Below are 16,214 nucleotides of genomic sequence, written 5' to 3'. Positions count from 1 at the left end.
CTCGGAGCGACAACTTTTCCGGATCATCATCCCGGAAATCGCGTTCCCACCCTGGTCTTTCGTCGGGTACGGCACATGACGATCGCTGGGTGTGACGAGATCACCCCGACGCCTACCGTCAGTGACCATGACCTTCGACGACACCGCGCTCTACCGCGACATCACCGACTTCGCTCAGGACACCCCGATCTGGGTACAACAGGGGGCCGGGACATGGACGGAGGCCGGACTGCTCGTCTTCGTCGCGCTGTTCGCCGCCGGCTGGTGGCGCGCGCGTCGCGACAGTCCCCGCGCGTTCGCGATAGCGGTCCTTGCACCTCTGGCCACAGCTACGGCATACGTGTGCAGTGAGGTGCTCAAGTCCGCTGTCACGGAGGAGCGTCCGTGCCGGGCGGTGGCAGCCGCGGCCGTGTCGTTGGCCGAGTGCCCGCCGCACGGTGACTGGTCGTTCCCCTCCAACCACGCCACGATCGCGGGTGCCTCGGCTGTCGCCCTGACTCTGGCCCGGCGCGCGCCGGTGTGGCTGACGGCCCCGCTCGCCCTGCTCATGGCCTTCTCCCGGGTCTTCGTCGGGGTGCACTATCCGCACGACGTCATCGCGGGGCTCGGGCTGGGCTCGCTGGTCGCCCTCGTCGCCGTACGGCTGGGCGCGGGGATGATGACGCGGCTGACAGAGGCGATGCGCAGGTCGCCGGCACCGGCCGTGCGATGGGTGCTGGGGCCGGGCCCGGCGGCCGTCCCGTCGCACCGAACGCCCGCGCGCCGGTGAGCCGGTACGCGCGGCGCAGCGCCGCGCCAGGACGCCCGAGCGCTGCCCGGCCGCTCCACACGCGCGCCGTCGAGCCAGGAGGACGAGCGCACTGTCGAGCGGTACACGCCCCCCCCAGGGCGCCCAGTCGCTCGTCCGCCGCTCACGGGCGCCGCGCCCTCCCCGGCCGCTACGACTCCACCAGCCCCGCCTCATAGGCCACGATCGCCGCCTGCACTCGATTGCGTACGCCCAGCCGGTTCAGGACCGCGCTGACATAGGCCTTCACCGTGCCCTCCACGAGGTGCAGCCGGGCGGCGATCTCCGCGTTGGACAGGCCCGCGCCGACCAGACCGAGCACCTCGCGTTCACGAGGGCTCAGGGCCGCCGCACGCGCCCGTGCCTGTTCCTCGCGGATGAGACGGCCGCCGCCGAGGCCCTCGCCGATGACGTACCGGGCCACCTTGGGCGAGAGGAACGCGGCACCGGCGGCCACCGCCTTGACGCCCGCGATGAGTTCGTACGGGTCTCCGGACTTCAGCAGGAAGCCCGTGGCACCTCCGCCGAGCGCGCGGGTCACGTAGGCGTCTTCGGAGAAGGTGGTGAGCATCGCGACGGCCGTGCCGGGCACCGTCCGTACGATCTCCTCCGCCGCCGCGAGGCCGTCCAGGCGGGGCATGCGGATGTCCAGCAGGGCCACGTCCGGGCGGTGCGCGCGGGTCAGCTCGACCGCCTCGCGCCCGTCGCCCGCTTCGGCTACGACCTCTGTCCCGCCGTCGCTGCCCAGGATGGCGCGGACTCCGGCCCGGACCATCGTCTCGTCGTCGGCCAGCAGCACGCGGATCACCGTGAGAACTCCTCGTCGTCTTTCCCGCCTTCGCGGGACAGCCCTGCTCGCGGGACCACGTCCTTGGCGACGAGCCGTCCCGCGTCGAAGCACAGTCTGAAGTGGTCCACGGAGACGAACAGTTCACCGCTCGCCCGGTAGTAACGGCAGTCGGCTCCCTCCGGTTCCGGTGTCGGCGCCCGCTCGGCGGGAGGATCGCGCACGTCCCGTTCGGGCAGCATCCGTTCGACGTCGGCCGCCGGGGCGCCCGGTCGCAGGGCCGCGTACACGGCGGGTTCGAGCACCGAGCGCTTCTCCGTCCAGGCGTACCAGCCGACGGCCGCGGCGACGAGTGCCACTCCCACGCCGGCGGCGGTGGCGAGACCGACGGCGACCCTGCGGCGGGCGTGGGCGAACGGCGCCCGGCCGGGGCGCGCGGGCAGGACGGCGGTCGGCCGCCGGGGGACGAGCGCCCGGACCCGGAAGCCCTCGCCGTGCGGGCCCGCCTCGAACTCCCCGCCGACGGAGGTCACCGCTGCCCGCAGTCCGAGCAGGCCCGTACCGCCTCCGGAGGGCGGGGAACCGTCCTGTGTGGCCCGGCCGCTGGTGATGGTGACGGAGGTGCCCGCCGTGTGTCCCGTGACCGCCACGGCCACGGGCGCGCCCGGTGCGTGCCGTGCCGCGTTGGTCAGGGCCTCCCGGGCCACGCGGTGCAACAGCCGCTCGGCGACCTCGTCGGCGTCCGCGGCGGGGTCGTGTCCGGCGGGGTCCCAGCGCACGGGAAGGCCCGACTCGGCGGCACGGGTGACGAGTTGCTCCAGGGTCTCGCCCGCCGGCGTCAGCCGCACCGGCTCGTCGTCGCCCTCGCGCAGCACGCCGATGATGCGGTGCAGCCGGTCCGTGGCGTCGGCGGCGGCCGTGCGCAGGTCGGCGGCAGCCGCCCGGTGTTCGCCTCCGAGGCCGGGGGCGACCTGGAGGGCGCCCGCCCGCAGGGCGATGAGGCTCAGCTCGTGGCCGAGGGAGTCGTGCATGTCCTGGGCGATCCGGGCGCGTTCGCGCAGCCGGGCGCGTTCCTCGGCGAAGCGGGCCTCGTCCTCCAGCCGGGCGGCGCGCAGCCACCCCGCCTCGGCCAGTTCACGGCTCTGCTGCCAGTAGCGCCCGCCGAGCCAGGGGAAGACACATCCGAAGAGCAGCGTGCCCGTCATGACGAGCCACTCGGGGGCGGGGTCGACCCCGAGGAGCGCGATCCGGACGGTGCCCGCGCAGCCGACGGCTGTGAAGCACAGTACGGCGGGGCGCGCCCGGGCCGCCCGCAGTCCGAGCAGCAGTGCGCAGCCGCTGAGGGCGGGGCCGTAGGAGACGGTGAACACGGCCGGGGCGGCGGCCAGGCTCAGGGCCGCCGCCAGCCCGAAAGCCATGAGCGGCAGCCGCCGGGACACGGCGACGGCTATGGCCAACACCACCACGCCGGCCGCCTGCTGCCAGCCCGGCCGCGGCTCGTTCAGACCGACCCGGTCCGCCGTCAGCGCCGGGACGGCGAAGGCGGCCCAGAGGAGGGCGCCACGGGCGAAGGACACCGCGCCAGGACGTTCCATGCGCGTGACGCTACAAGCGCCCGACCTGCCCGCACTGCTGCCGATCGTCAGGTACTCGTCGTCCTCGGAGGTGGTGGTGTGCCCGAATGGACGGTTCTGCGTGGCACCATCGAAGGGCCATGACTGCTCCCACGAAGCCCCCGCGCCCCACCGCCGCCTCCGCCGACACCCCCTCCGGGCCGCCCCTCGGAGAGAACCTGCACTCCCCCGTCATCGACTGGTTCGGCGAACACGCCCGTGACCTGCCGTGGCGGCGCCCCGAGGCCGGGGCGTGGGGGGTGATGGTCAGTGAGTTCATGCTCCAGCAGACGCCGGTGAGCCGCGTCCTGCCCGTCTACGAGCAGTGGCTGGAGCGCTGGCCGCGCCCCGCCGACCTGGCCAAGGACGCGCCCGGCGAGGCCGTCCGTGCCTGGGGGCGGCTCGGCTACCCGCGCCGGGCGCTGCGGCTGCACGGCGCCGCCGTCGCCATAACGGAACGGCACGGCGGTGACGTACCGGCCGACCACGCACAGCTGCTGGCGCTGCCCGGCATCGGCGAGTACACGGCCGCCGCCGTCGCCTCCTTCGCCTACGGGCAGCGGCACCCGGTGCTGGACACCAACGTGCGGCGGGTCTTCGCCCGGGCGGTCACCGGCGTGCAGTACCCGCCGAACGCCACCACCGCCGCCGAACGCAAGCTGGCCCGCGCGCTGCTGCCCGAGGACGAGCCGACCGCCGCCCGCTGGGCCGCCGCCTCCATGGAACTGGGCGCGCTGGTGTGCACGGCGAAGAGCGAGTCGTGCCACCGCTGCCCGATCGCCGCGCAGTGCGCGTGGCGGCTGGCGGGCAAGCCGGAGCACGAGGGACCGCCGCGCCGCGGCCAGACCTACGCGGGCACCGACCGGCAGGTGCGCGGGCGGCTGCTCGCCGTGCTGCGGGAGGCTCACGGGGCCGTTCCGCAGGCGGTGCTGGACCGGGTGTGGCACGAGCCGGTGCAGCGGGCCCGCGCCCTGGACGGCCTCGTCGCCGACGGTCTGGTGGAGCCGCTCGCGGGCGGCTCGTACCGGCTGCCGCTGACCTGACGTACAGATCTGTCCCACAGACCTGGCCCACAGACCTGACGTACAGACAGGTCACAGCCGCGGACCGCCGTCCGTCACAGAGCCAGGGTGGACAAATCGCCCCGAACCGCCCTCAACACCCCCAGCGCTCTACCCCGTTACGGCTTCCGTTACACAACCGACGGACAGCCGAGCGCTGGCCGAAGGCTGCTTCGGACAGCGCCGTGACAACGCCTCCGTACCTTCAGATGCGTTCCCGGAAGACACGGGACGACTGAAGACCACAGGCAGTACACGGGCGGCGGGGAGCCGGCCCGAACGGGGAAACGGGAGGCGGTTCACCATGGCGCAGGGCGAGGTGCTCGAGTTCGAGGAGTATGTCCGCACCCGGCAGGACGCGCTGCTGCGCAGTGCCCGCCGCCTGGTCCCGGACCCGACGGACGCGCAGGACCTGCTGCAGACGGCACTGGTACGGACGTACGGCCGGTGGGAGACCATCGAGGACAAGCGGCTGGCGGACGCCTACCTGCGCCGGGTGATGATCAACACCCGCACGGAGTGGTGGCGGGCGCGGAAGCTGGAGGAGGTCCCGACCGAGCAGCTCCCGGACGCCTCGGTCGACGACGCCACCGAGCAGCACGCGGACCGCGCCCTGCTGATGGACATCCTGAAGGTGCTCGCCCCGAAGCAGCGCAGTGTCGTGGTGCTGCGACACTGGGAGCAGATGTCCACGGAGGAGACGGCCGCCGCCCTCGGCATGTCGGCCGGAACGGTCAAGAGCACGCTGCACCGGGCGCTCGCCCGGCTCCGCGAGGAGCTGGAGTCCCGCGATCTGGACGCACGCGCGCTGGAGCGTGAGGAGCGGGAGCGGTGCGCGGCCTGACCGGCGAGGGTTCTGCACGGACCCGGGGCGGTTTCCAGGCGGTGAGCGCGGCACTGGCCGTGCCCACCGCCCTCGCCCTTTTGGTGACCGGGTGCGGTGCGGGCGGCACCGGCGCCCGTGACGAGGGCCCTGCGCACGCCGACTCGGTGGCCGGCGCCGCCGCGGCCACACCGTCCGCCACGCCGTCGAAGCCGCCCGATACCGTGAACGCGGTCAAGCTCGTCAAGGACGATCCGAAGGTCGCGCCCGAGGTGAAGCGGGAGCTGAAGCCGTGCGTCGCCGACGAGTACCCGGTCGACGTCTCCTACGGCAACCTGACGAAGGGCTCGTCGGACGACGTCGTCGTCAACGTGCTGACCTGCGGTGACGCGGTGGGCGTGGGCAGTTACGTGTACCGCGAGCGGGACGGCTCGTACGAGAACGTGTTCAAGGCGGAGGAGCCGCCGGTCTACGCGGAGATCGACCGCGGGGACCTGGTGGTGACCAAGCAGGTGTACGAGAAGGGCGACCCGGTGTCGAGTCCCTCCGGGGAGAACGTGATCACGTACAGATGGACCTCCGGTCACTTCGCGGAGAAGTACCGCACGCACAACGACTACGGGAAGGTCGTCGGCGACAGCGCGACGCCGGTGCCCGCGAGCTGACGCGGGCGGACGGCCGCGTGAACCGATCGGGCCGTTCTGACCGATCACCCGGTGAACGCATCGCCGGGACCGTGCGTCCCAGCAGGAGAACGCACCCCCATGGACCACAGAGGACTGAGAGCACCGGGATGGCAGACCAGACCCACGTCCTGTTCGTCGAGGACGACGACGTCATCCGCGAGGCCACGCAGCTCGCCCTGGAACGGGACGGCTTCGTGGTCACCGCAATGCCCGACGGGCTGTCGGGCCTGGAGGCGTTCCGGACGGACCGCCCCGACATCGCGCTGCTGGACGTCATGCTTCCCGGACTCGACGGTGTCAGCCTGTGCCGCCGCATCCGCGACGCGTCGACCGTGCCGGTCATCATGCTGTCGGCGCGGGCCGACTCCATCGACGTCGTGCTGGGCCTGGAAGCGGGCGCCGACGACTATGTGACCAAGCCGTTCGACGGTGCCGTCCTGGTCGCCCGGATCCGCGCGGTGCTGCGCCGCTTCGGGCACGCCGGCGGTGGCCGGGGCGAGGAACCGGAGGCCCCGGCCGACGGTGGCGTGCTGGCCTTCGGGGAACTGGAGGTCGACACCGAGGGCATGGAGGTCCGCCGTGCCGGGCAGCCGGTGGCGCTGACGCCGACCGAGATGCGGCTGCTGCTGGAGTTCTCCTCGGCTCCGGGCACGGTGCTCTCCCGCGACAAGCTGCTGGAGCGGGTGTGGGACTACGGCTGGGGCGGGGACACCCGCGTCGTCGACGTGCACGTGCAGCGGCTGCGGCAGAAGATCGGCCAGGACCGGATCGAGACGGTCCGCGGGTTCGGCTACAAGTTGAAGGCCTGAACAGGGGCAGGGGTATGAGGGGGCGATTCCGGCGCCTGGTCGCCGCGGGCTTGGAGCGTGCGGGCATCCGTACGGGCCTCAGATGGAAGCTGAGCGCGGCCATCGCGCTGGTGGGCGCGCTGGTGGCGATCGCGCTGAGCCTCGTCGTGCACAACGCCGCCCGGGTCTCGATGCTGGACAACGCGCGTGACCTCGCCGACGAGCGGATCATGATCGCCCAGCGCAACTTCGAGCTGTCCGGGCGGATGAACTTCCCCAACACCAAGATCAACGACCCGGATCTGCCGCATGCCCTGCGGGGCCGGGTCGAGGCGGGCCAGCGGGCGACGTACGTCGCGGACCGGCCGGGCGAGGTGCCCGACATATGGGCCGCCGTGCCGTTGAAGAACGGGCAGGTGATGTCGCTGCACTCGGGCTTCACCGACCGCAGCTCGGACATCCTTCAGGACCTCGACCAGGCCCTGCTCATCGGGTCCATCGCGGTCGTCCTCGGCGGCAGCGCGCTCGGGGTGCTCATCGGCGGGCACCTGTCGCGGCGGCTGCGCAAGGCGGCCATCGCGGCGGGCCAGCTCGCGGGCGGCGAGACGGACGTGCGCGTCCGGGACGCCATGGGCGGGGTCGTACGGGACGAGACGGACGACCTGGCGAGCGCGGTGGACGCCATGGCGGACGCGCTGCGCCAGCGCATCGAGGCCGAGCGGCGGGTCACCGCCGACATCGCGCACGAGCTGCGCACCCCGGTGACCGGGCTGCTGACCGCGGCGGAACTGCTGCCGCCCGGACGCCTGACCGAGCTGGTGCTGGACCGGGCGAAGGCCATGCGCACGCTGGTCGAGGACGTGCTGGAGGTGGCCCGGCTGGACGGGGCCTCCGAGCGGGCGGAGCTGCAGGACATCATGCTGGGCGAGTTCGTCGCCCGGCGGGTGGCGGCCAAGGATCCGGCCATCAAGGTGCGTGTCGTGCACGAGTCGGAGGTCACCACCGACCCGCGCCGCCTGGAGCGCGTCCTGTTCAACCTGCTGGCCAACGCGGCCCGGCACGGCAAGCCGCCCATCGAGGTCAGCGTCGAGGGCCGGGTCATCCGGGTGCGCGACCACGGCCCGGGCTTCCCCGAGGACCTGCTCGCCGAGGGGCCGAGCCGCTTCCGCACCGGCAGCGTGGACCGGGCCGGGCACGGACACGGTCTCGGCCTGACCATCGCGGCCGGACAGGCCCGGGTGCTGGGCGCCCGGCTGACCTTCCGCAACGTCCGCACCCCCGGGACGCCGGAGCACCTCCCGGCCGAGGGCGCGGTCGCCGTGCTGTGGCTGCCGGAGCACGCGCCGACGAACACGGGGAGCTACCCGATGCTGCCGGGGTCGTGAGGGTGCCGCGGCGGATCAGCAGCTCCAGTCCTGGTCCATGTCGAGTCCGCCCTCGCGCGGCTGGGTGAACGAGAACCAGTTGCCCGAGTCGTCACGCAGCAGCGCCTCCGTGCCGTACGGGCGCTCCTGCGGCTCCTGGAGGAACTCCACGCCCCGGTCCTTGAGCTTCTTGTAGTCGCCGTGGATGTCGTCGGTGGTCAGCACGCCCGCGCCGAGCACGCCCTTCGTCACCAGCTTGCGGAGCATCTCGGCGGATTCCGGGTCCATCGCCGGACCGCCGGGCACCATCAGCGTCAGCTCGACGTCGGGCTGGTTCGGCGAGCCGACCGTGAGCCAGCGCATGCCGCCCTCGCCCATGGTCATGTCCGTACGGACCTCCAGGCCCAGCTTCTCCGTGTAGAACTCCTTGGCCCGGTCCTGGTCGAGGACCCAGACGGTCGAGATGGCGAGACCCTTGATCATGGCGTGCTCCTGCTCTGACTGTGAGGCTGTGGCTGGGCTGCGGCTCGCGGCTGGGACTACGACTACGACTACGACTGCGACTCCGACTGCGGCCGGTTGTGCCCGCCCTGCCACGGTAGGCAGCGCGGGTGTCAGCCCGCTTCTCCGGAATTGCGCTTCTCGCCGGCGCCGGGCGCGGAACGGAAGCCGCCGGCCCAGAGCATGGCGTAGCAGCCGGGTATGAGGGCGGCTCCCCGGCCCACGTGCTTCGTGCGGTACTCGCTGGGTGTCAGCCCGGTCCAGGCCTTGAAGCGGGCCGAGAACGTGCCCACGCTGCTGAAGCCGACCAGGTGGCAGATCTCCGTCACCGACAGGTTCGCCGTGCGCAGCAGGTCCTCGGCGCGCTCGATGCGGCGGTGCGTGAGGTACTGGCCGGGGGTCTCGCCGTAGGCCTCCTTGAAGGCGCGGATGAAGTGGTAGCGCGAATACCCGGCGTGCGCGGCGACGGTGCCCAGGTCCAGCTCCGGGTCGGCCCAGTCCCGGTCCATGGCGTCCTTGGCGAGCCGCATCCGCCGCGTCCTGTCCATGGGATCGATGGTGGCACGGGGGTCTGACAGCGGCCCCTCGCCCGCGACCGGGCATCTCGCGGCCGGGCATGACGAGGCCCCCGGGCGGACACTCCCGGGGGCCTCGTGCGGTGCGGTCAGACGGCCTCGACCATGGGCGGCTGCGCCGCCGGTGTGTCCGGCGTGCCGTCCTCCTTCGGTCCCGCTCCCTTCAGCGGGACCTCCTTGACGAACACGGCCGCCACGAGTGCGATCACCGCCACCACGGCTCCGAGCAGGAACGCCGTGTGCGTGCCGGCCGAGACCGCGTGCTGGTACGCCTCCCGGACCAGCACCGGCAGCTTCTGCAGACTCTTCCAGTCGAGCTGTGCCGACTGCTCGGTCACCTTGGAGCCGAGCGCCCCGGCCCGCTCGCTCATGACGTCCTGGACGCGGTTGTTGAACAGCGCGCCCATGATCGCGACGCCGAAGGAGGAGCCGAGGGTGCGGAAGAGCGTGGTGGAGGAGGACGCGACGCCCATGTCCTTCATCTCCACGCTGTTCTGCGCGACCAGCATGGTGATCTGCATCAGGCAGCCCATGCCGAGCCCGACCACGGCCATGAAGACACCCGAGGTCAGTCGGGAGGTGCCGGTGTCCATCGTGGACAGCAGGTACAGGCCGACGATCATCAGCGCGCTGCCGGCGATCGGGAAGACCTTGTACTTGCCGGTGTTGGTGGTCACCCGCCCGGCGACCATCGAGGTCACGAGCATCGCACCGAGCATCGGCAGGAGCAGCAGCCCGGAGTTGGTCGCGGAAGCACCCTGCACGGACTGCTGGTACAGCGGCAGGAAGAGCGTCGCGCCGAACATCACGAAGCCGGTGATGAAGCCGATGACCGACATCAGCGTGAAGTTGAGGCTGCGGAAGATGTGCAGCGGCAGGATCGGCTCGGCGGCCCTGGTCTGCCAGAACACGAATCCGACCAGCGCGGCGACCCCGATGCCGATCAGCTCCATGATCCGCGCGGAGCTCCAGGCGTACTCCGTGCCGCCCCATGTGGTGACGAGCACGATCGCGGTGATGCCGATGGTCAGCAGCGCGGCGCCCAGGTAGTCGATCCGTGCCTCGGAGCGCTTCTTCGGCAGGTGCAGCACGGCACCGACGGCGGCGAGCGCCACCGCTCCGAGCGGCAGGTTGATGTAGAAGGCCCAGCGCCAGCCCCAGTTGTCGGTGATCGTGCCGCCGACCAGCGGGCCGCCGATCATCGCCAGCGCCATGACCCCGGCCATCATGCCCTGGTACTTGCCGCGCTCGCGGGGCGGGATCAGATCACCGATGATCGCCATGACGCCGACCATCAGGCCGCCGGCGCCGAGGCCCTGCACGGCGCGGAACGCGATCAGCTCGCCCATGTTCTGGGCCATGCCGCTGAGCGCGGAACCGACCAGGAAGATCACGATGGACGTCATGAACGTGCCCTTGCGGCCGTACATGTCGCCGAGCTTGCCCCACAGCGGGGTGGAGGCCGCGGTCGCGAGCGTGTAGGCGGTGACGACCCACGCGAGGTGCTCGAGCCCGCCCAGCTCACCGACGATCGTCGGCATCGCGGTGCCGATGATCATGTTGTCGAGCATCGCGAGCATCATCGCGATCATCAGCGCGAGCAGGACCACCCGCACGCTCTTCGGTTGTTTCCCCCCGGCGTCGGCCGCCGGTGTGTCCGTCGTGTCCGTCATCGCTTCCCACTCCCCCTGCTACCGCTACTTACTTGCCGACCGGCTAGTGACTACACTCGGAAGCTAGCGGCGCAACTAGCCGGGCGTCAAGTAAGTTTTATGGAAAGCGGGGGGCGTAGGAGGATGGGCGGCACCATGGACGGCACCAAGCAGCGGCGCCGCGGGGACACCCGCCGGCGCATCCAGGACGTGGCCCTCGAACTCTTCGCGGAGCACGGCTACGAGAAGACCTCCCTGCGCGAGATCGCCGAGCGCCTGGACGTCACCAAGGCCGCGCTCTACTACCACTTCAAAACGAAGGAAGAGATCCTCGTCAGCATCTTCGAGGACCTCACCCAGCCGATCGAGGACCTGATCGAGTGGGGCCGGCAGCAGCCGCACACCCTCGCGACCAAGCAGGAGATCATCCGCCGCTACGCCGACACGCTCGCCCAGGCGGCCCCGCTGTTCCGCTTCATGCACGAGAACCAGGCGACGGTACGGGAGCTGCGCATCGGCGACTCCTTCAAGGAGCGCATCCGCAGCCTGCGCGACATCATCATCGACCCCGACGCGGACATGGCCGACCAGGTCCGCTGCGTCAGCGCGCTGTTCACGCTGCACGCCGGGATGTTCCTGCTCCAGGACATGGAAGGCGACCCCGAGGAGAAGAACAAAGCCGTCCTCGAGGTCGCCACGGACCTGGTGACCCAGGCCCACCGGGGAGCCGGGGGCTCCTAGGGCCTGGGGATCGCACCTGGGGTCAGACCTTCACGCCGTTGGCGCGCAGGAACTTCACCGGGTCGACCGCCGAGCCGTAGTTCGGGGTCGTACGGATCTCGAAGTGCAGGTGGGGACCGCTCGAGTTGCCGGTATTGCCGGACTTGGCTATCTCCTGGCCGGTCTTGACGATCTGGCCGACGTGCACGGTGACCTTCGACAGGTGGGCGTACTGGGAGTACGTGCCGTTGCCGTGCTTGATCACGATGGCGTTGCCGTACGCGGGGCCGTCACCGGCGCCGTTGCCGCCGGCCTTGACCACGGTGCCGCCGTGGGCGGCGACGACCTGGGTGCCGCTCGGCACGGCGAAGTCCTGACCGCTGTGCTTGTGCGCCCACATGCCGCCGTTCTGGGCGAAGCTCGCGGAGAGGCTGTACTTCTTCACCGGGTCGACCCAGGAGGGCTTGGCCTTCTTGGCAGCCGCCTTCTTCGCGGCGGCCTTCTTCTCGGCCGCCTTCTTCGCGGCGGCGGCCTTGGCGGCCTTCTCGGCCTTCACGGCCTCGGCCTTGGCGACCTTGGCCTGGGCGGCGGCCTGCGCCTGCACGGCACTGGCGGCACCGGACGCGGCCGTGGTGTCGGCGGCGGACGCGACCCCGGCTCCCAGTGCGACCGAGACACCAAGGCCGGCGGCCAGCACGGTCGCACGGGTGCGGAGCTGGGACGTACGGGAAGAACGGGACGTGACGCGCTGGGACATCGAAACCTCGTGTGGAAGGGGACGGAGAAAACCACCCGGCGCACAACCGCTCGCCGTGTGGCCATCCCTTGGTAACCCGAAGTCCGACAAACTCCCAAAAGCGTGATCTACGACGCTAGTTAGTAATTTGGTTCAGTGTTCTACGTCTCTTGACACAGCAGTCATTCGGGACGAATCCGGGCACTGGCCCGCACTTTCACCCCCACCATGGGGCAAGAATCCCTTTCCTCCCGGTCCGTTATCCACTATTCCATCTAGTAACGGACATATCGCCTGTGCGCCATGTCACCGGGGGCCCTCTTCAGCCATTCCGGAAATGTGGCGCACGCCTCTAGGCACCTACCGCCCGGTAACCCTACGGTTCCCCTCGCGCCACCCTCGCGCACGAGCATGCACACGACATGTTGGCAGCGTCACTGACGTGAGAGGACCCCCACGACATGCAGACCCGACGCCCCTGGTTGCGCCGCGCATCAGTGACCGCCGTCTCGGCGGCGGCCCTCGTGGCCATGGCCGCACCGGCCGACGCCACGACCACCAGCCGGGCCTCCACGGCCGCCACCGCGACCGCCACCACCTCCACCGCCGCGGACGTCGACTACGACACCTGGCAGAAGGACTGCCAGGCCGTGATGGACCAGGCCATGCCCTATCTGAAGCAGCGCATCGCGGCCACGAAGCCGGGCGAGAAACAGGCCATCGTCTTCGACATCGACAACACGACGCTGGAGACGGACTTCGGCTTCAGCTACCCGCAACCGGCCAACAAGCCGGTCCTGGAGGCCGCCAGATACGCGCAGGAGCGCGGCGTCGCCCTGTTCTTCGTGACCGCCCGGCCGGACATCATCGCCTCGTTCACCCAGTACAACCTGAAGCAGGCCGGCTACCAGGTCTCAGGCCTCTACGTCCGCGGCTTCATCGACCTCTTCAAGAACGTCGCCGACTACAAGACGGCCCAGCGCGTCGACGTCGAGCGCAAGGGCTACACGATCATCGCGAACATCGGCAACAGCGGCACCGACCTCTCGGGCGGCCACGCCGAGCGGACGTACAAGCTGCCGGACTACGACGGGCAGCTGTCCTAGGGAGCGTCCGGGCATGGAGAAGGGGCCGGTGCTTTCAGCACCGGCCCCTTCTCACTGGGTCGCTACGCTCAGGCGTCCTTGCTCAGGTTCGGGCCCGAGCCACCGGCCGCCTGCTCGATCGGCGGGACGTCCGGGAGAGGCGCCTTCTCCTCGCCACGGAAGGTGAAGGTCTTGGTATCGCCCTCGCCCTCCGTGTCGACGACCACGATGTGACCGGGGCGCAGCTCGCCGAAGAGGATCTTCTCCGACAGCGAGTCCTCGATCTCACGCTGGATGGTGCGACGCAGCGGACGCGCACCCAGCACCGGGTCGTAACCCTTCTTGGACAGCAGCTCCTTGGCGGACTGGGAGAGCTCGATGCCCATGTCCCGGTCCTTCAGGCGCTCGTCCACCTTGTCGATCATCAGGTCGACGATCTTGAGGATGTCGTCCTGGCTGAGCTGCGGGAAGACGACCACGTCGTCGACGCGGTTGAGGAACTCGGGCCGGAAGTGCTGCTTGAGCTCGTCCGAGACCTTGTTCTTCATGCGCTCGTAGTTGGACTTCGTGTCGCCCTGGGCCGCGAAGCCCAGGTTGAAGCCCTTGGAGATGTCCCGCGTGCCGAGGTTGGTCGTCATGATGATGACCGTGTTCTTGAAGTCCACGACCCGGCCCTGGGAGTCGGTCAGGCGACCGTCCTCCAGGATCTGCAGCAGCGAGTTGAAGATGTCCGGGTGGGCCTTCTCGACCTCGTCGAAGAGGACGACGGAGAACGGCTTGCGGCGGACCTTCTCGGTGAGCTGGCCGCCCTCCTCGTAGCCCACGTAACCGGGGGGCGAACCGAAGAGCCGCGAGACCGTGTGCTTCTCGCTGAACTCCGACATGTCGAGAGAGATCAGCGCGTCCTCGTCGCCGAACAGGAACTCGGCGAGCGCCTTGGACAGCTCGGTCTTACCGACACCGGAGGGGCCGGCGAAGATGAACGAGCCACCGGGACGCTTCGGGTCCTTCAGACCGGCACGCGTACGGCGGATCGCCTTCGACAGCGCCTTGACGGCGTCGACCTGGCCGATGACCCGCTTGTGGAGCTCGTCCTCCATGCGCAGCAGACGGGAGGACTCCTCCTCGGTCAGCTTGAAGACCGGGATGCCGGTGGCCGTGGCGAGGACCTCTGCGATCAGCTCGCCGTCGACCTCGGCGACGACGTCCATGTCGCCGGCCTTCCACTCCTTCTCGCGCTTGGCCTTGGCGGCCAGGAGCTGCTTCTCCTTGTCGCGCAGGGAGGCGGCCTTCTCGAAGTCCTGCGAGTCGATCGCGGACTCCTTGTCGCGGCGGACGCCGGCGATCTTCTCGTCGAACTCGCGCAGGTCCGGCGGCGCGGTCATCCGGCGGATGCGCATCCGGGAACCGGCCTCGTCGATCAGGTCGATCGCCTTGTCCGGCAGGAAGCGGTCCGAGATGTACCGGTCGGCCAGCGTGGCGGCCTGGACCAGCGCCTCGTCGGTGATGGAGACGCGGTGGTGGGCCTCGTACCGGTCACGGAGACCCTTGAGGATCTCGATCGTGTGCGGCAGGGACGGCTCCGCGACCTGGATGGGCTGGAAGCGGCGCTCGAGGGCGGCGTCCTTCTCCAGGTGCTTGCGGTACTCGTCCAGCGTCGTGGCACCGATGGTCTGCAGCTCACCGCGGGCCAGCATCGGCTTCAGGATCGAAGCCGCGTCGATGGCGCCCTCGGCGGCACCCGCACCGACCAGCGTGTGGAGCTCGTCGATGAACAGGATGATGTCGCCGCGGGTGCGGATCTCCTTGAGCACCTTCTTCAGGCGCTCCTCGAAGTCACCGCGGTAGCGGGAGCCGGCGACCAGCGCGCCGAGGTCCAGGGTGTAGAGGTGCTTGTCCTTGAGGGTCTCGGGCACCTCGCCCTTGACGATGGCCTGAGCGAGGCCCTCGACGACGGCGGTCTTGCCGACGCCGGGCTCACCGATCAGCACCGGGTTGTTCTTGGTACGGCGGGACAGCACCTGCATGACCCGCTCGATCTCCTTCTCGCGCCCGATGACCGGGTCGAGCTTGGACTCACGAGCGGCCTGGGTGAGGTTCCGGCCGAACTGGTCGAGGACCAGGGACGTGGAGGGGGTGCCCTCGGCAGGACCACCGGCGGTGGCGGTCTCCTTGCCCTGGTAACCGGAGAGCAGCTGGATGACCTGCTGCCGCACGCGGTTCAGATCTGCGCCCAGCTTCACGAGGACCTGGGCGGCGACGCCCTCGCCCTCGCGGATCAGGCCGAGCAGGATGTGCTCCGTGCCGATGTAGTTGTGGCCCAGCTGAAGGGCCTCGCGGAGCGACAGCTCCAGGACCTTCTTGGCACGGGGGGTGAAGGGGATGTGGCCGGACGGGGCCTGCTGGCCCTGGCCGATGATCTCCTCCACCTGCTGGCGGACCGCCTCGAGCGAAATCCCGAGGCTCTCAAGGGCCTTGGCGGCGACACCTTCACCCTCGTGGATCAGGCCCAGGAGGATGTGCTCAGTGCCGATGTAGTTGTGGTTGAGCATCCGGGCTTCTTCCTGAGCCAGGACGACAACCCGCCGCGCGCGGTCGGTGAACCTCTCGAACATCGTTAATCGCTCCTCAGAGCGGTCAGGCAGTGGGGGGAACTTCCCCTCCCTGTCCTTCCGCAGCTTAGTCCCGCAAGCGGGGACCGCTCATTCCAACTGCCGACACCGTCCTTGGCCTCCTGACCCCGAACGCCGACATCTGCTCCAACCCGATGGTGCGAGACGATGTTCCCGCAGGCCAGGCAGATACCCCACTCGCCAGTACGCCGATGGCGAACGTGAGACGCCCTTTCCTGCGTGTCGCCCCCTCCCACTAGGGATGTCTTACCCGTGGGCACCGGAAGTCCATGCCGGGCACCCCCGTTCCCTCCGCTACGGGCGAACAACCTTGCGCCTCCCCGCACCCCCGCGCGCCCCCATTTCGCCACGCAGTGCGCTCGCGCCGCCACCCAGCGTAACCCGCAGGGTCTTCCGGCTGTTG

General features: G+C 70.3%; 15 protein-coding genes. 8 read left to right on the top strand and 7 right to left on the bottom strand.

The window, feature by feature from the left end:
• Window positions 1–127: 127 nt before the first annotated feature.
• Window positions 128–769: a phosphatase PAP2 family protein gene (locus QOL88_RS22165; protein WP_097223127.1), complete on the top strand. Its 642-nt coding sequence runs from the start codon at window positions 128–130 to the stop codon at window positions 767–769.
• 169 nt (window positions 770–938) lie between these two features.
• Here the strand turns inward: QOL88_RS22165 and QOL88_RS22160 are convergent, their stop codons facing one another.
• Entirely contained in the window at window positions 939–1,595 is a 657-nt protein-coding gene (locus QOL88_RS22160) for a response regulator transcription factor (protein ID WP_097218711.1), read from the bottom strand.
• Window positions 1,592–3,169, bottom strand: coding sequence for a sensor histidine kinase (locus QOL88_RS22155; protein ID WP_097218708.1), 1,578 nt, complete (start codon window positions 3,167–3,169; stop codon window positions 1,592–1,594). The genes QOL88_RS22160 and QOL88_RS22155 overlap by 4 nt, the downstream gene beginning before the upstream one ends.
• Before the next feature lie 119 nt (window positions 3,170–3,288).
• On the opposite strand from QOL88_RS22155, the gene QOL88_RS22150 reads away from it, so the two are divergent.
• The 5 genes from QOL88_RS22150 to cseC all read left to right on the top strand — a co-directional run bounded on the left by QOL88_RS22150 (window position 3,289) and on the right by cseC (window position 7,930).
• Complete coding sequence (locus QOL88_RS22150; RefSeq protein ID WP_097218706.1) at window positions 3,289–4,230, top strand: HhH-GPD family protein; 942 nt, start codon at window positions 3,289–3,291, stop codon at window positions 4,228–4,230.
• Between the two features lie 322 nt (window positions 4,231–4,552).
• Complete coding sequence (locus QOL88_RS22145) at window positions 4,553–5,092, top strand: SigE family RNA polymerase sigma factor (RefSeq protein WP_030251439.1); 540 nt, start codon at window positions 4,553–4,555, stop codon at window positions 5,090–5,092.
• Complete coding sequence (locus QOL88_RS22140) at window positions 5,080–5,736, top strand: hypothetical protein (RefSeq protein WP_179878929.1); 657 nt, start codon at window positions 5,080–5,082, stop codon at window positions 5,734–5,736. The genes QOL88_RS22145 and QOL88_RS22140 overlap by 13 nt, the downstream gene beginning before the upstream one ends.
• 128 nt (window positions 5,737–5,864) lie before the next feature.
• Entirely contained in the window at window positions 5,865–6,566 is a 702-nt protein-coding gene (cseB, locus tag QOL88_RS22135; protein ID WP_097218703.1) for a two-component system response regulator CseB, read from the top strand.
• A 14-nt stretch (window positions 6,567–6,580) separates the two neighbouring features.
• Entirely contained in the window at window positions 6,581–7,930 is a 1,350-nt protein-coding gene (gene cseC / locus QOL88_RS22130; RefSeq protein ID WP_097218700.1) for a two-component system sensor histidine kinase CseC, read from the top strand.
• A 15-nt stretch (window positions 7,931–7,945) separates the two neighbouring features.
• On the opposite strand, the gene QOL88_RS22125 is transcribed toward cseC, so the two are convergent.
• The 3 genes from QOL88_RS22125 to QOL88_RS22115 form a co-directional block, all read right to left on the bottom strand.
• On the bottom strand, window positions 7,946–8,392 hold the full coding sequence (locus QOL88_RS22125; RefSeq protein ID WP_097218698.1) for a VOC family protein: 447 nt from the start codon (window positions 8,390–8,392) through the stop codon (window positions 7,946–7,948).
• A 131-nt stretch (window positions 8,393–8,523) separates the two neighbouring features.
• On the bottom strand, window positions 8,524–8,958 hold the full coding sequence (locus QOL88_RS22120; protein WP_097218696.1) for a helix-turn-helix transcriptional regulator: 435 nt from the start codon (window positions 8,956–8,958) through the stop codon (window positions 8,524–8,526).
• Window positions 8,959–9,074: 116 nt separating this feature from the next.
• Window positions 9,075–10,658 (bottom strand): MDR family MFS transporter, encoded by a 1,584-nt coding sequence (locus tag QOL88_RS22115; protein ID WP_097218694.1) that lies wholly within the window; start codon window positions 10,656–10,658, stop codon window positions 9,075–9,077.
• Between the two features lie 123 nt (window positions 10,659–10,781).
• Here QOL88_RS22115 and QOL88_RS22110 point away from each other — a divergent pair, with 123 nt between their 5' ends.
• Entirely contained in the window at window positions 10,782–11,378 is a 597-nt protein-coding gene (locus QOL88_RS22110; protein WP_097218692.1) for a TetR/AcrR family transcriptional regulator, read from the top strand.
• A 22-nt stretch (window positions 11,379–11,400) separates the two neighbouring features.
• On the opposite strand, the gene QOL88_RS22105 is transcribed toward QOL88_RS22110, so the two are convergent.
• A complete protein-coding gene (locus QOL88_RS22105; RefSeq protein WP_097218689.1) occupies window positions 11,401–12,114 on the bottom strand; it encodes a M23 family metallopeptidase in 714 nt (237 codons plus the stop codon).
• Between the two features lie 440 nt (window positions 12,115–12,554).
• Between QOL88_RS22105 and QOL88_RS22100 the strand changes: the two genes are divergently transcribed.
• Window positions 12,555–13,199, top strand: a complete 645-nt coding sequence (locus tag QOL88_RS22100; protein ID WP_097218687.1) for an HAD family acid phosphatase — start codon at window positions 12,555–12,557, stop codon at window positions 13,197–13,199.
• Between the two features lie 68 nt (window positions 13,200–13,267).
• Here QOL88_RS22100 and QOL88_RS22095 read toward each other — a convergent pair whose 3' ends face one another.
• A complete protein-coding gene (locus QOL88_RS22095; RefSeq protein ID WP_097218684.1) occupies window positions 13,268–15,793 on the bottom strand; it encodes an ATP-dependent Clp protease ATP-binding subunit in 2,526 nt (841 codons plus the stop codon).
• Window positions 15,794–16,214 lie beyond the last annotated feature (421 nt).

The sequence above is a fragment of the Streptomyces sp. Ag82_O1-12 genome, from assembly GCF_900182715.1.
In the GTDB taxonomy this organism is placed as follows: domain Bacteria; phylum Actinomycetota; class Actinomycetes; order Streptomycetales; family Streptomycetaceae; genus Streptomyces; species Streptomyces massasporeus.
The sequence above is the reverse complement of the archived record's forward strand: the minus strand, read 5'-3'. Positions and strand labels throughout refer to the sequence as shown.